The sequence below is a fragment of the Pseudomonas fluorescens genome, assembly GCF_902497785.1.
Taxonomy (GTDB): Bacteria; Pseudomonadota; Gammaproteobacteria; order Pseudomonadales; family Pseudomonadaceae; genus Aquipseudomonas; species Aquipseudomonas fluorescens_BO.
Genome location: NZ_CABVHK010000026.1, coordinates 70850 through 84178 on the forward strand (window position 1 = coordinate 70850; position 13329 = coordinate 84178).

The 13329-nt window shown below is 61.7% G+C and carries 11 protein-coding genes and 1 pseudogene; 7 read left to right on the forward strand and 5 right to left on the reverse strand.

All coding sequences use genetic code 11. From position 1 onward, the window contains the following. Positions 1–5: 5 nt before the first annotated feature. A complete protein-coding gene (locus F8N62_RS29300; RefSeq protein ID WP_150713902.1) occupies positions 6–1202 on the reverse strand; it encodes a multidrug effflux MFS transporter in 1197 nt (398 codons plus the stop codon). Positions 1203–1437: 235 nt separating this feature from the next. Then, positions 1438–1635, reverse strand: a complete 198-nt coding sequence (locus F8N62_RS29305; protein ID WP_150713903.1) for a cation transporter — start codon at positions 1633–1635, stop codon at positions 1438–1440. Between the two features lie 147 nt (positions 1636–1782). On the opposite strand from F8N62_RS29305, the gene F8N62_RS29310 reads away from it, so the two are divergent. The 3 genes from F8N62_RS29310 to cueR all read left to right on the forward strand — a co-directional run bounded on the left by F8N62_RS29310 (position 1783) and on the right by cueR (position 5158). After that, entirely contained in the window at positions 1783–2166 is a 384-nt protein-coding gene (locus tag F8N62_RS29310; protein ID WP_150713904.1) for a hypothetical protein, read from the forward strand. 188 nt (positions 2167–2354) lie between these two features. Further along, complete coding sequence (locus F8N62_RS29320) at positions 2355–4748, forward strand: heavy metal translocating P-type ATPase (protein ID WP_150713906.1); 2394 nt, start codon at positions 2355–2357, stop codon at positions 4746–4748. Then, a complete protein-coding gene (gene cueR / locus F8N62_RS29325) occupies positions 4745–5158 on the forward strand; it encodes a Cu(I)-responsive transcriptional regulator (RefSeq protein ID WP_150713907.1) in 414 nt (137 codons plus the stop codon). The genes F8N62_RS29320 and cueR overlap by 4 nt, the downstream gene beginning before the upstream one ends. Positions 5159–5334: 176 nt before the next feature. Here cueR and F8N62_RS29330 read toward each other — a convergent pair whose 3' ends face one another. Next, the gene (locus F8N62_RS29330) at positions 5335–6228 is read right to left on the reverse strand and encodes a PA4780 family RIO1-like protein kinase (protein ID WP_150713908.1); all 894 of its coding nucleotides are present in this window, start codon (positions 6226–6228) and stop codon (positions 5335–5337) included. A gap of 445 nt (positions 6229–6673) precedes the next feature. On the opposite strand from F8N62_RS29330, the pseudogene F8N62_RS32410 reads away from it, so the two are divergent. Together F8N62_RS32410 and F8N62_RS32415 are read left to right on the forward strand one after the other, a co-directional pair. Next, positions 6674–7762 (forward strand): annotated as a pseudogene (locus tag F8N62_RS32410) (cache domain-containing protein); the annotation flags it as partial. Positions 7763–7891: 129 nt separating this feature from the next. Then, positions 7892–8620, forward strand: coding sequence for a methyl-accepting chemotaxis protein (locus tag F8N62_RS32415; RefSeq protein ID WP_412071995.1), 729 nt, complete (start codon positions 7892–7894; stop codon positions 8618–8620). Positions 8621–8746: 126 nt separating this feature from the next. Here F8N62_RS32415 and F8N62_RS29340 read toward each other — a convergent pair whose 3' ends face one another. Further along, the gene (locus tag F8N62_RS29340; protein ID WP_150713910.1) at positions 8747–9538 is read right to left on the reverse strand and encodes an AraC family transcriptional regulator; all 792 of its coding nucleotides are present in this window, start codon (positions 9536–9538) and stop codon (positions 8747–8749) included. 190 nt (positions 9539–9728) lie between these two features. Then, positions 9729–11006 carry an acetyl-CoA C-acetyltransferase gene (locus F8N62_RS29345; protein WP_150713911.1) on the reverse strand — a complete coding sequence of 426 codons (1278 nt, stop codon included), beginning with the start codon at positions 11004–11006 and terminating at the stop codon, positions 9729–9731. Between the two features lie 195 nt (positions 11007–11201). On the opposite strand from F8N62_RS29345, the gene F8N62_RS29350 reads away from it, so the two are divergent. After that, positions 11202–12554: a 3-oxoacyl-ACP reductase gene (locus F8N62_RS29350; protein ID WP_150713912.1), complete on the forward strand. Its 1353-nt coding sequence runs from the start codon at positions 11202–11204 to the stop codon at positions 12552–12554. 2 nt (positions 12555–12556) lie between these two features. Beyond that, positions 12557–13329: MaoC family dehydratase (locus tag F8N62_RS29355; protein WP_150713913.1), on the forward strand; the 773-nt coding region annotated here is incomplete at its 3' end.

A 13329-nucleotide genomic window follows, 5' to 3' on the forward strand; every position in this document is an offset into this window, starting at 1 on the left:
CTTCCTCAGACCTGGGCTTGCGCCAGTGCCCGGGCATTTTGCAAACGCCGGGTGAGCATCGCCACGCTCACCACCAGAATTCCGCACAGGCTGATGACCATGGCCATCGGCATGGCGCTGCCGTCGTACAAAATCCCCACCAGCGAGGCGGCTCCGGCGGCAGTGCTGAATTGCAGGCACCCGAGCATCGCCGACGCGCTGCCGGCGCGGGCGCCCTGGCCGTTCATGGCGCAGGCCGAGGCGTTGGGAAGGATGCAGCCGAGGCTGGAGATGCAGATAAACAGGGGAATCAACAGCGGCCATAACTGTTCAGTGTGCAGCGCACTGACCGCCAGCAGCGCCAGGCCGGCCCCCAGATAAACCCACACCGCGCGCGCCAGCAAAAACGCCGGGCCACGCTTGGCCAACAGTCGTGCGTTGACCTGCGCTACCAGAATAAAACCCGCCGCGTTGGTACCGAACAACCAGCCAAAGTGTTCGGCCGGTACGCCGTAGAGCTTGATGAAGACGAATGGGGAGCCGGCGATGTAGGCAAACATCCCGGCAATGGCGATGCCACCAGTGAGGGCGTGACCGAGGTAAACCCGGTCCGACAACAGCCGACCATACTGACGCAACGCGCCCGACAGCGGTTGGCGTGGCACATTCGCCGGCATGCTTTCCGGCAAGCCGAGCGCCACGGCCACGGCGGCCAACGCACTGAAACCGGTGAGCACCAGGAAAATCGATTGCCAGCCTGTGGTGTTGACCATCAACCCGCCGAGCATCGGTGCGAGAATCGGTGCCAGGCCCATGACCAGCATCAGCTGTGAGAAAACCTTGGCCGAGCCCACCGCGTCGCATTTGTCACTGACGATTGCCCGTGAAAGCACCATCCCCGCGCAACCGCCCAAGGCCTGAATGAAACGCGCGCCGATCAGCCACTCAAGGTTCGGCGCATAGGCGCACGCCAGGGACGCGGCAGTGAACAGGCCGACACCGGCCAGCAACGGCACACGCCGTCCGAAACGATCCGCCACCGGGCCGTACGCCAGCTGACCAATGGACAAACCGAGGAAGTACGCCGCCAGCGTCAGTTGAACGTGTTGCTCATCGGTACCGAACGCCAGCGCCATCGCCGGAAACGCCGGCAAGTAGAAATCAATCGCCAACGGGCCAAATGCGCTGAGGGCGCCAAGAATCAAAATGGTACGGAAGTTCATCAGGCATCCAGTGAGGCAAGTCGGCAGCCCCACAGTTTAGCTGCGCACGGGCGCCTTGAACATTCCGGTAGTTCGCTAACTATTAAAAACCCCCGGATGATGCAATTTCCTTGTGGCGAGCGAGCTTGCTCGCGCTGAGTGCGCAGCACTCACAAAAGGGGCCGCTTCGCAGCCCAGCGCGAGCAAGCTCGCTCGCCACACTGCTTGCCACACAGCTCGCGGAACTGCCCGGCTTTCAGGCGACTCTGGCGTCGTAGCCTTCTTCAGTAATTGCGGCGATCACTTGATCCGCCGTCAACGCACTCTCGACGCCCACCTCTTTTGCCGCCAGATCAACTCGCACGCTGGCTGCGGGATCTTTGGCCTGAACCGCTTCAGTGATGGCCTTGACGCAATGACCGCAAGACATGCCTTGAACGTTGAACACTTGCATGGGATGACTCCTTGAGTGAGGTTGCCGGCAGTGTCGAGCTTGCCACCATGGCAAGGTCAAGTTCTGAAACAAGCTGCCGGGCTGGCAATCGGCGTCGCGCTCGGCCAAGCTGCGTGCATCAATGATTCGATCCCAGGAGATTCAGCCATGCGCTGGTCAGCTCTCAGCCTGTTTGGCTTCCTCAGCCTGTTCGCCGCTGTACCCTCGGTCAATGCCGCCGGGGAGGATTACGGCGTGCTGATTATTTCCCGCGAGCGGCTGGAGGTGTCGACCAACTGCGAAATCGGCGTGTACTTGCAGGATCAACTGTCGGCGCGGCTGTTTCAGGAGCAAAGCGCCTCGTTCAACCTGCCGCCGGGCAATGTCTCACTGCGCCTGAAACTGCTGCCGGGCCAGGCCCCGGGCTGCAATCCGGGCATGCTGGCGCCGGGATCGCAGAACATCACGCTCAAGGCCGGGGATGTCTTGAAATTCCGAATTGCGATGACGCAGGAAGGGATGTACCTCAAGCCCACAAATCTCGATTATTGATCCACACCTCATGCGGGAGCGAGCCTGCTCGCGAAAGCGGTGTGTCATTCAATGATGATGTCGACTGGTACACCGCATTCGCGAGCAGGCTCGCTCCCACAAGGATCTGCTGCAACGAATATTGGCGCTTGACCTTGCCAGCATGGCAAGGTTGATCCTGTAGACATCTTCTACAGGGAGTACGACCGATGTCCGAATCCACCACTTTTGATCTGCCGATTGCCGGCATGACCTGCGCCAGTTGCGCCGGCCGTGTCGAGCGTGCCTTGAGCAAAGTCATCGGCGCCTCTGCCGTCAGCGTCAACCTGGCCACCGAGCAGGCGCGGGTCCAGGCACCCAGCGACAGCTTGCCGGCGTTGATGGATGCAGTGCAGCAAGCCGGTTACAGCGTGCCGCAGCAAAGTCTGGAGTTGAGCATCGATGGCATGACCTGCGCGTCCTGCGTCGGTCGGGTCGAACGGGCGCTGGCCAAAGTGCCAGGGGTCAAACGCGTCAGTGTCAACCTGGCCAACGAACGCGCCCACGTCGAGCTGCTCGGCCAGATCGATCCGCAAATCCTGATCGGCGCCGTGACCAAAGCGGGTTACAGCGCCAGCGTCTGGGAAGTTGAACACCCCCACACCGACACTCAACAGCAGCGCCTGCACCGTGAACGCTGGATCTTGATCATGGCGCTCGCCCTCGCCTTGCCGCTGGTGTTGCCGATGTTGTTGCAGCCGTTCGGCGTGCACTGGATGCTGCCGGCCTGGGCGCAATTCGTGTTGGCCACTCCGGTGCAATTCATCTTCGGCGCGCGCTTTTATGTGGCGGCGTGGAAAGCGCTGCGCGCCGGTGCCGGCAACATGGACCTGCTGGTCGCTATCGGCACCAGTGCCGGTTATGGCTTGAGCCTGTACGAATGGGCCACCGCTGCCGGGCGCATGCCGCACCTGTATTTTGAAGCGTCGGCGGTGGTGATCGCCCTGGTGCTGCTGGGCAAATACCTCGAAAGCCGCGCCAAACGCCAGACCGCCAGCGCCATCCGTGCCCTCGAAGCGCTGCGCCCCGAACGCGCGATCCAAGTGATCGACGGCCGTGAGCAGGACGTCGCCATCAGCGCTTTGCGCTTGCATGATCTGGTGCTGGTCAAACCCGGCGAACGCTTCCCGGTGGACGGTGAAGTCGTCGAAGGCCAGAGCCACGCTGACGAAGCGCTGATCACCGGCGAAAGTCTGCCCGTGCCGAAACGGCCCGGCGACACAGTGACGGGCGGCGCGATCAACGGCGAAGGCCGCCTACTGGTTCGCACTCAGGCCTTGGGTGCAGAAACGGTGCTGGCGCGGATCATTCGTCTGGTCGAAGACGCTCAAGCCGCGAAAGCGCCGATCCAGAAACTTGTGGATAAAGTCAGTCAGGTGTTTGTGCCGGTGGTCTTGCTCATCGCACTGGCCACGTTGGTTGGCTGGTGGCTGTACGGCGCGCCGATTGAAATCGCGCTGATCAACGCGGTCGCCGTGCTCGTCATCGCCTGCCCTTGCGCCCTCGGTTTGGCCACGCCGACGGCGATCATGGCCGGCACTGGCGTGGCCGCGCGCTATGGCATCCTGATCAAGGACGCCGAAGCACTGGAACGTGCCCATGAAGTCAGTGCTGTGGTATTCGACAAGACCGGCACGCTGACCTCGGGTGCACCGCGCATCGCGCATCTGAGTGCCCTCGACGGTGACGAAGCCGCTCTGCTGCAAATGGCCGGCGCCCTGCAACGGGGCAGCGAGCATCCGCTGGCCAAAGCGGTGCTCGATGCCTGCGCCGAGCGCGGGCTGAGCGTGGCGGATGTCAGTGACAGCCAGTCCCTGACCGGCCGTGGCATCGCCGGCACGCTCGACGCTCGTCGTTTCGCGTTGGGTAATCAGCGGTTACTGGAAGAAAGTGGACTGAGTGCCGGCCCCTTGGCTGACGCCGCCAGTGCCTGGGAAACCGAAGGCCGGACCCTCTCGTGGTTGATCGAACAAAGCCCGCAACCGAAGGTACTGGGCCTGTTCGCCTTCGGTGACACGATCAAGCCCGGCGCGTTGCAGGCGGTGCAACAGCTCAGCGCACGGAACATCAGCAGCCACCTGCTGACCGGCGATAACCGTGGCAGCGCCAAGGTGGTCGCCGACGCGCTGGGCATTACCGATGTGCACGCGCAAGTGTTGCCGGCGGACAAAGCCGCCACCGTCGCCGCATTGAAAAAAACCGGGGTGGTTGCGATGGTCGGCGACGGCATCAACGACGCCCCGGCCCTGGCCGCCGCCGACATCGGCATCGCCATGGGGGGCGGCACCGATGTGGCCATGCAGGCGGCCGGGATCACCCTGATGCGCGGCGATCCGCGACTGGTGCCTGCGGCGCTGGAAATCAGCCGCAAGACCTACGCGAAAATCCGTCAGAACCTGTTCTGGGCCTTCGTCTATAACCTGATCGGCATTCCGCTGGCGGTGTTCGGTTTTCTCAACCCGGTGCTGGCTGGCGCGGCCATGGCGTTGTCGAGCGTTAGCGTGGTGAGCAATGCGCTACTGTTGAAAACCTGGAAACCCAAGGACCTGGAGGACAACCGATGAACATTGGCCAAGCGGCCCGCGTCAGTGGCCTGAGCGCAAAGATGATCCGTTATTACGAGTCCATCGGACTGCTCAAGGCGGCTCATCGCACTGACAGCGGTTACCGGGTGTACAGCGCTGACGACTTGCACACGCTGGCGTTTATCAAGCGTTCGCGAGACCTGGGCTTTTCGCTGGAAGAGGTCGGCAAACTACTGACTCTCTGGCAGGACCGCCAACGGGCCAGCGCCGATGTGAAAGCGTTGGCGCGCCAGCACATCGACGAGCTGAACCAGAAAATCCGCGAACTCGGGCAATTGCGCGACACCCTGCAGGACCTGGTCGAGCACTGCCAGGGCGACCATCGTCCGGACTGCCCGATTCTCAAAAACCTGGAATCTGGTTGTTGCGCAGAGCCCACCCGCGCCTGAGCGGATAGCGGTTGCGTCCTGTAGGAGCTGCCGAAGGCTGCGATCTTTTGATCTTCCTGCTGTTCTTCGACAGGGACACATCTTTCAAAGATCAAAAGATCGCAGCCTTCGGCAGCTCCTACCGGGGGTGCGATTTATAAAAAAACCCGGCCGGAGCCGGGTTTTTTGTTAACCGATCACTGCATCCACGGGGGAGGCGGTTCTTCGGTTTTATTCGGTGGCGCGTCATCTGCCGCACGCACCGCCTGCTTGCGTTCTTCATCGAGGCGAGCCGCCTCGATTTCGCGCATGATCCCGCCGACGTCGGCCAACTCTTCCGGCTCGTCGAACTCACCGGTCAAGACACTGGCCGGGTGCAAGGTGCCGGCTTCGTACAAGGCCCACATTTCCTTGGCGTACTTGGTCTTTTTCAACTCCGGCGCATACCGTCCGAAGTAGGACGCCATGTTGCCCACGTCCCGCTCCAGCATGCTGAACGCGTGGTTGTTGCCCGCCGCGTCTACCGCTTGCGGCAGGTCGATGATGACCGGGCCGGTCGGGGTCAACAGCACGTTGAACTCGGACAGGTCACCGTGCACCAGGCCGGTACACAACATCAGCACGATTTGCGAAATCAGGAACGCGTGGTATTCGCGCGCCTGCTCCGGCTCCAGCACCACGTCGTTCAGACGCGGCGCGGCATCGCCGTACTCATCCGCCACCAATTCCATCAGCAGCACGCCTTCGAGGAAGTCGTAAGGCTTGGGCACCCGCACGCCAGCACCGGCCAGACGGAACAGGGCCGCCACTTCGGCGTTCTGCCAGGCGTCTTCGGTTTCTTTCTTGCCGAACTTCGAGCCCTTGGCCATGGCACGCGCCTGTCGGCTGTTGCGCACCTTGCGGCCTTCCTGGTACTCGGCCGCCTGCCGGAAACTGCGTTTATTCGCCTCCTTGTAGACCTTCGCGCAACGTAACTCGTTGCCGCAGCGCACCACATAAACAGCTGCTTCTTTACCACTCATGAGTGGGCGCAGCACCTCGTCGACCAGACCGTCCTCGATCAGGGGTTCAATGCGTTTTGGAGTCTTCATCAGCTTTTATTGTGGGTCCTTTATTACCAAACACGCGAAAGTCATTCGTTATACGGCAATCCACTCGTTCGGGGGAGGGGTTGCCGACCTATGAACATAGCGCAAGCACACAATGTGCCGAAAAAAATCCGGCAAACCCGCCGAAGCTTAGCGACCGCCAAGGATCATAGCCGAGCCCGCCTCACTTGTTGGAGAAAGGATGCGAGGGGATTTGCCACAGAAGTTGACATACCGGTCAATACCTTTCGCAGGATTTTTTCCGATCGCCCTCAATTTCCGCCTTCGGCAGCCGAAGTCATCAATAGCAAAGTGATTTGTCCGACGATCGCTCCGACACAAAACGATCGCGCCCCAAGGAACCGGGTTCAACACAGACGTTTACAGCTACCAATAATTCCGCGAGTCATCTGCACTGCGTGGGCCTACAAGAAAATCTGGAGCGCGGATGAACATTAAACAGAAATTGACGTGGGCGTTTGCAATCATCGCCTGCTTGCCCGTGGTGCTGGTCGCCACCCTCGTTGTGCTGAACTTGCGCAGTGATGCCAAGGACAATTTCGTCGACAGCAGTGGCCGTGAGATTCGTCAGGTCAGCAACGCCATGCAATTGTTCTTCGACGGCATCAGCCAGAACGTCGACTACCTGGCCAGGCAACCGCTGATCACGAACTCCGACGACAGCCTCAAGACCTACATGAATGCCGACGCCGCCAGCGTTCCCCAAGGCGAGGCGGACAAAAAAGTCTTCGCTTTTCTGCAAGAGCTGGGCAACGCCCATCCGTCCTACGCCTACGCCATCCTCGGCACGGCCGCCGGCGGTTACGTGTCGTGGCCGGACGATGCCAAGCTGGCCAACTACGACCCACGCCAGCGTCCGTGGTACAAGGCGGCCCAGGCCAAACCGGGCAAACCGTTCCGTACCGAGGCCTACTACTGGGCCGAAAATGATACGTCCTACGTCAGCACCGTTCGCACCATCGACAACAAGCTGGGCACCAACGGCGGCGTCGTCAGCATCGACGTGTCGCTCAAACAGCTCACCGAACTGGTCAAACAGATCAAGCTCGGCGAAACCGGCTATCTGATGCTGCTGGAAAACTCCGGCACCGTGCTGGTCGATCCGAAACAACCGGAAAACAACTTCAAGAACCTGAACAGCCTCGGCGAAGGCTATGCGCAACTGGCCAAGGCCGGCAAAGGCCTGGTCGAAGTCGAGCTCAACGGTGAGCGCTACATGGCCAACGTCTGGCCGTCGGAGCAACTGGGCTGGACCTTTATCGGCCTGATCAAACAGAGCGACGTGATGAGTTCGGCGACGCAGCTGACCTGGCTGATCGCGATCATCGCCGCCGTCCTCGCAGCGGTCTTCGCCATCGTCGGCGCCAGCTTCGCCAGCCTCATCGTGCGGCCGATCCGCAGTGTTGCCAGCGGCCTGGAAGGCATCGCGCAAGGCGAAGGCGACCTGACCAAAAACCTGCAGATCCGTGGCAGCGACGAAACCGCGCAACTGGCCAGCTGGTTCAACCAGTTTCTGACGGCGATTCGCAACCTGATCCAAAGCATCGGCGGTGCGGCGACGAAGATCCTCGCCACCTCCAAGAGCTCGACCCAGGTGTCCAGCGACATGGCCGAAGCGGCCGGGCGCCAGCGTGAAGCCGTGGACATGGTGTCCACCGCATTCCATGAAATGGTTGCCACTGCCAACGAAGTCGCACGCTCTTGCAGCCAGGCGGCCGAGTCGGCGGACAGTGGTCAGCGTCAGGCCCGTGAAGGTCAGCAACAGATAGACGCAGCGGTGACCAGTGTCGATCGCCTCAGTCAGGAAATCGAACAATCGGCCCAGTCAATGCAACAGCTGGAACGCGACAGCAATGACATCCAGTCGATCCTCGGCACCATCCGCTCCATCGCCGAACAGACCAACCTGCTGGCGCTGAACGCGGCCATCGAAGCGGCGCGGGCCGGTGAGCAAGGCCGTGGTTTTGCGGTGGTGGCTGACGAGGTGCGGGCGCTGGCCAAACGTACCGCCGATTCCACGGCGGAAATCGACGGCTTGCTAGGGAATCTGGCCAAGCGCACCAGCCAGGTGACTCAGCAAATGCACGCCAGCCTGGAAGTGTCCCAGCAGTCGGTGACGCGCATCGGCGAAGCGCGCAGCAGCTTCGGGCAGATTCGTGAATCGGTGGACGTGATCCGCGACATGAACACCCAGATCGCCACGGCGGCAGAACAACAACACCAGGTGGCGGAAGACATCAATCGGCACATCAGCCAGATCCATGGTGATGCGCAGTTGGTGGCGGAACTGGCGAACTCGGCGCGGCTGGACTCGCAGAGTCTGGCGGGTTTGTCGAATGAACTGGATGGGTTGGTTCGCCGGTTCAAAACCTGATTCCCGAAACACCAAAGATCCATTGTGGGAGCGAGCTTGCTCGCGATTGAGGCCTTACATTCAGCATTACTGTTGACTGTCCGGCCGCCATCGCGAGCAAGCTCGCTCCCACAGTGGTCGGTGGTGTCACTGCCTGAACAACTCCCCCGGCGTGAACCCGAACAACCCCTTGAACGCCGCAATAAATGCGGAAGTCGAGTCATACCCGCACGCCAGCGCGGCATTTGTCACGCTGTCGCCGTCCTCCAGCAAACTCAACGAAGACAGCAGTCGCATCCGCTGCCGCCAGCCGCGAAAGCTCAGCCCGGTTTCACGCTGGAACAGACGCATCAGGGTTTTCTGCGAGGTGCCCAATCGTTCTGCCCAAGCCTGCAATGTCACGTTGCGCTCCGGGTTTTCGATCAGCTCGTTGCACAACACCAGCAGTCGTTCGTGACGCGGCAGCGGCAGAGAGAAGCCGACCTCGGGCAGATGCGCCAACTGATCCAGCAGCACATTGACCAGCCGCGCCTCCGGGCTCTCGCCCTGTGGATATTCCACGGGCAGCGAACAAAAATGCTTGATCAATTCCCGGGCCAGCGGCGTCACCTCCAGCACCCGACAACGCCCGTCCGCCCATTGGCAAACCTCGCGGCGCACGTAGAGACTGCGCATCTCGGCACGCATCGAGGTCACCACTTGATGCTCCAGATCAGCCGGGATCCAGATCCCCCACTGCGGCGGCGCAAAGAAACTGCCTTCGGCCGTGTGCACGCCGAGTACGCCGCTGATGGCGTAGGAAAACTGCACCCAGTCGTGACGGTGAGACGGCGTCCACGAACCGGCGCTAAGGCTTTCCGCCCGTGCATACAGCGGACGCGGCAGCACGGTCAGGGCGGGGATCGAGCGCTCCAGGGAAAGTTGTCCGTTGCTCGGCATTGACTGGCCTTGTGTCGCGAGTCGAGAGAACCCGACCTTAGGGTAAGCCACCGATGTATTCAACACCGCCGACCACTGTGGGAGCGGGCTTGCCCGCGATGAGGCATGCACATCCAACATCTATGTTGACTGAACTACCGCTATCGCGAGCAAGCTCGCTCCCACAGGGTCCCGGTTCCACCTGGTGAAATCAGCGTTCGATGATGGCGGTGACGCCCTGCCCGCCCGCTGCACAAATCGAGATCAATCCCCGGCCCTTTCCCGCCGCATCAAGCAGCTTGGCGAGGCTGGCGACAATGCGCCCGCCGGTGGCCGCAAACGGATGCCCCGCCGCCAGCGAGCTGCCTTTGACGTTGAGCCGGCTGCGGTCGATGGAGCCCAGTGGCGCGTCGAGGCCGAGGCGGGTTTTGCAATACTCGGGGTCTTCCCAGGCCTTCAAGGTGCAGAGCACTTGTGCGGCGAAGGCTTCATGGATTTCGTAGTAATCGAAGTCCTGCAAGGTCAGGCCGTTGCGCGCCAGCAAACGTGGTACCGCGTACACCGGCGCCATCAACAGCCCTTCCGCACCGTTGACGAAATCCACCGCCGCCGCCTCGCCATCACGCAAATACGCGAGGATCGGCAAGCCGCGTTCGTTCGCCCATTCCTCGCTGCCCAGCAGCACCAGCGACGCGCCATCGGTGAGCGGCGTCGAGTTGCCGGCGGTCAAGGTACCTTTGGCGCTTTTCTCGAATGCCGGTTTCAGCGAAGCGAGTTTTTCCAGAGTCAGATCCGGGCGCAGGTTGTTGTCGCGGGTCAGGCCGAGGAACGGTGTGATCAGGTCGTTGTGCCAGCCTTCGGTGTAAGACCCCGCGAGTTTTTGATGGCTCTCCAGCGCCAGTTGATCCTGCTCGTCGCGCGGGATGTTCCAGGTCTGCGCCATCAACTCACAGTGCTCGCCCATTGACAGGCCGGTGCGCGGTTCACCATTGCGTGGAAACGCCGGGATCAGGTGACCCGGTCGCAGCTGCAAAAAGGTTTTCAACTTGTCGGCGGTGGTCTTCGCGCGGTTGGCTTGCAGGAGGATTTTGCGCAGGCCTTCGTTGATGCCGATCGGCGCATCGGACGTGGTGTCTACCCCACCGGCAATGCCGCACTCGATCTGGCCCAAGGCGATTTTGTTCGCCACCAGCAGCGCGGCTTCCAGTCCGGTGCCGCACGCCTGTTGAATGTCATAGGCGGGGGTGGTCGGCGAGAGGCGCGAGCCGAGCACGCATTCGCGCGTGAGGTTGAAATCACGGGAATGCTTGAGCACAGCGCCCGCCGCCACTTCACCGATGCGCAAACCGTGCAGGTTGAAACGCTCGATCAGGCCTTCGAGGGCGGCGGTGAGCATCGCCTGATTACTCGCGGTGGCGTACGGCCCGTTGGAACGGGCGAAGGGAATCCGGTTACCACCGATGATCGCGACGCGGCGTGGCTGAGTCATTTAAAGCTCCTGATGAAAAATCCAATTCAAAACCCGCCCAATCATGTAGGAGCTGCCGCAGGCTGCGATCTTTTAACTTTGGCTTTTAAAAGATCGCAGCCTGCGGCAGCTTCTACACTGTTGCAGCGTAGGCCTTGAACGACTGATTGCCATTCGTGGTCCACACTTTGAACCCCAGCTGCTGGAGCACGTTCCATGTCTGACCGGTATATCGACTTCGCCAATTCATCCATCGGCCATCGTTTGGTCGGGGCCCTTGGTCTGCCGTCTCCGGTGCGGCTGGAGCGCTGGCAAGCCGGTCGCTTGCGTCCGGTCGAAGGCGCGTTGCTGATCGGCGGCGGGCCGCTGGCGGAGAAAGTCGGTGCCTTCGCCAACCGCCTGACCGATGCGATTTACAGCTACGGCGCCGAGCCCTCGATGGCCACCGCATGGATTCCCGGCCACGGCCCCAAACTCAAGGCCGTGGTGTTCGACGCCAGTGATCTGGTGCACACCGACCAGCTCAAACAGCTGCGTGAATTCTTTCAACCGCTGATGAAAAATCTCGATGACTGCGCGCACCTGGTAATTCTCGGACGCATTCCGGAAACCTTGAGCGACCCATTCGCCGCCAGCGCCCAACGTGCGCTGGAAGGTTTCAGCCGGTCGCTGGCCAAAGAGCTGCGCAGCGGCGGCACGTTACAGCTGATCCTTGTCGGCGCAGGTGCCGAGGATCAACTGGAAGGTCCGCTGCGGTTTTTCCTTTCGCCGAAAAGTGCGTTCGTCTCCGGCCAGGTGATTCGCCTGAACCCCTGCGACACGCCGGTGACGGACTGGACGCGCCCGTTGTCGGGACGCAAGGCGCTGGTCACTGGCGCGGCGCGCGGCATCGGCGCTTCCATTGCGGAAACCCTGGCCCGTGACGGCGCAGAGGTGATTCTGCTCGACGTGCCACCCGCCAAGACCGATCTCGACGCCCTCGCCGCACGTCTTGGCGGACGCAGCATCACCCTGGATATCTGTGCCGAAGACGCCGCCGCACAACTCATCGAGCACCTGCCTGACGGCGTTGACATTGTGGTGCACAACGCCGGCATCACCCGGGATAAGACCCTGGCCAACATGACCCCGGAATTCTGGGATGCGGTGCTCGCGGTCAACCTCAATGCGCCGCAAGTGCTGACCAAGTCACTGCTCGATGGCGGCACCTTGCGCGACAACGGCCGGGTGATTCTGCTGGCGTCGATCAGTGGCATCGCCGGCAATCGCGGGCAGACCAATTACGCGGCGAGCAAGGCCGGTTTGATTGGCCTGGCCCAGGCCTGGGCGCCGCTATTGAACGAACGCGGAATCAGCATCAACGCAGTGGCGCCGGGTTTTATCGAAACGCAGATGACCGCGCACATTCCCTTCGGCTTGCGTGAAGCCGGGCGGCGCATGAGCTCGTTGGGTCAGGGCGGCTTGCCGCAAGACGTCGCCGAAGCCGTGGCGTGGCTCGCCCAACCGGGCACCGGCGCTTACACGGGGCAAGCGTTGCGGGTCTGTGGCCAAAGTGTATTGGGGGCTTAACGATGATCACCGATTGGCACACGCTCAACCGCGAACCCAGCCTGCCAGGGTTATACGTGCAGGCCGCGACGCGACGCAAAATCACCGGTACCACGTTGCCCGATACGGGTTTGCGCTGCTGGGTCGATGTCGATCAGAAACGTCTGGCGGACTATCGCAAAGTCTGCGGCTTTGCCGACAACGGTTTGCTGCCGCCGACCTATCCGCACATCCTCGCGTTTGCGTTGCAGATGCAATTGCTGACCGCCAGCGATTTTCCCTTTCCGCTGCTGGGGCTGATTCACTTGGGCAATCGCATTCGCGTGTTGCGGCCCATGGGCGGCGTGAATCGCGCGCGGGTCAGCGTGCAGGTGCAGAACCTGCAACCCCACGCCAAGGGTGCGACGTTCGAATTGGTGACAAGCCTCGACGATCAACTGGGGCCGCTGTGGGAAGCGCACAGTCAGATGCTCTGTCGCGGGGTGAAACTTGAGGGGGAACCGGTCGAGGAGGTGCTCGCGTCAACCTTGTTGCTTACTGAGGTCACGCGCTGGAAAGCACCGGCGGACATCGGCCGGCAATACGCCAAAGTATCCGGTGATTACAACCCGATCCACCTGAGTGCCGTCAGCGCCAAACTGTTTGGCTTCCCGACCGCTATCGCTCACGGCTTATGGAACAAGGCGCGCACCCTGGCTGCACTTGCCGATCATTTACCGGCGGCGAATGTCGAGATTGCGGTGCAGTTTCGCAAGCCTGTGCGCCTGCCCAGCGAAGTGACATTGCTGGCCAGCGC

Coding starts and splice junctions, on each gene's coding strand:
- F8N62_RS29300 (WP_150713902.1), bottom strand. CDS start 1,202: ATGAACTTCCGTACCATTTTGATTCTTGGCGCCCTCAGCGCATTTGGC.
- F8N62_RS29305 (WP_150713903.1), bottom strand. CDS start 1,635: ATGCAAGTGTTCAACGTTCAAGGCATGTCTTGCGGTCATTGCGTCAAG.
- F8N62_RS29310 (WP_150713904.1), top strand. CDS start 1,783: ATGCGCTGGTCAGCTCTCAGCCTGTTTGGCTTCCTCAGCCTGTTCGCC.
- F8N62_RS29320 (WP_150713906.1), top strand. CDS start 2,355: ATGTCCGAATCCACCACTTTTGATCTGCCGATTGCCGGCATGACCTGC.
- cueR (WP_150713907.1), top strand. CDS start 4,745: ATGAACATTGGCCAAGCGGCCCGCGTCAGTGGCCTGAGCGCAAAGATG.
- F8N62_RS29330 (WP_150713908.1), bottom strand. CDS start 6,228: ATGAAGACTCCAAAACGCATTGAACCCCTGATCGAGGACGGTCTGGTC.
- F8N62_RS32415 (WP_412071995.1), top strand. CDS start 7,892: ATGGTGTCCACCGCATTCCATGAAATGGTTGCCACTGCCAACGAAGTC.
- F8N62_RS29340 (WP_150713910.1), bottom strand. CDS start 9,538: ATGCCGAGCAACGGACAACTTTCCCTGGAGCGCTCGATCCCCGCCCTG.
- F8N62_RS29345 (WP_150713911.1), bottom strand. CDS start 11,006: ATGACTCAGCCACGCCGCGTCGCGATCATCGGTGGTAACCGGATTCCC.
- F8N62_RS29350 (WP_150713912.1), top strand. CDS start 11,202: ATGTCTGACCGGTATATCGACTTCGCCAATTCATCCATCGGCCATCGT.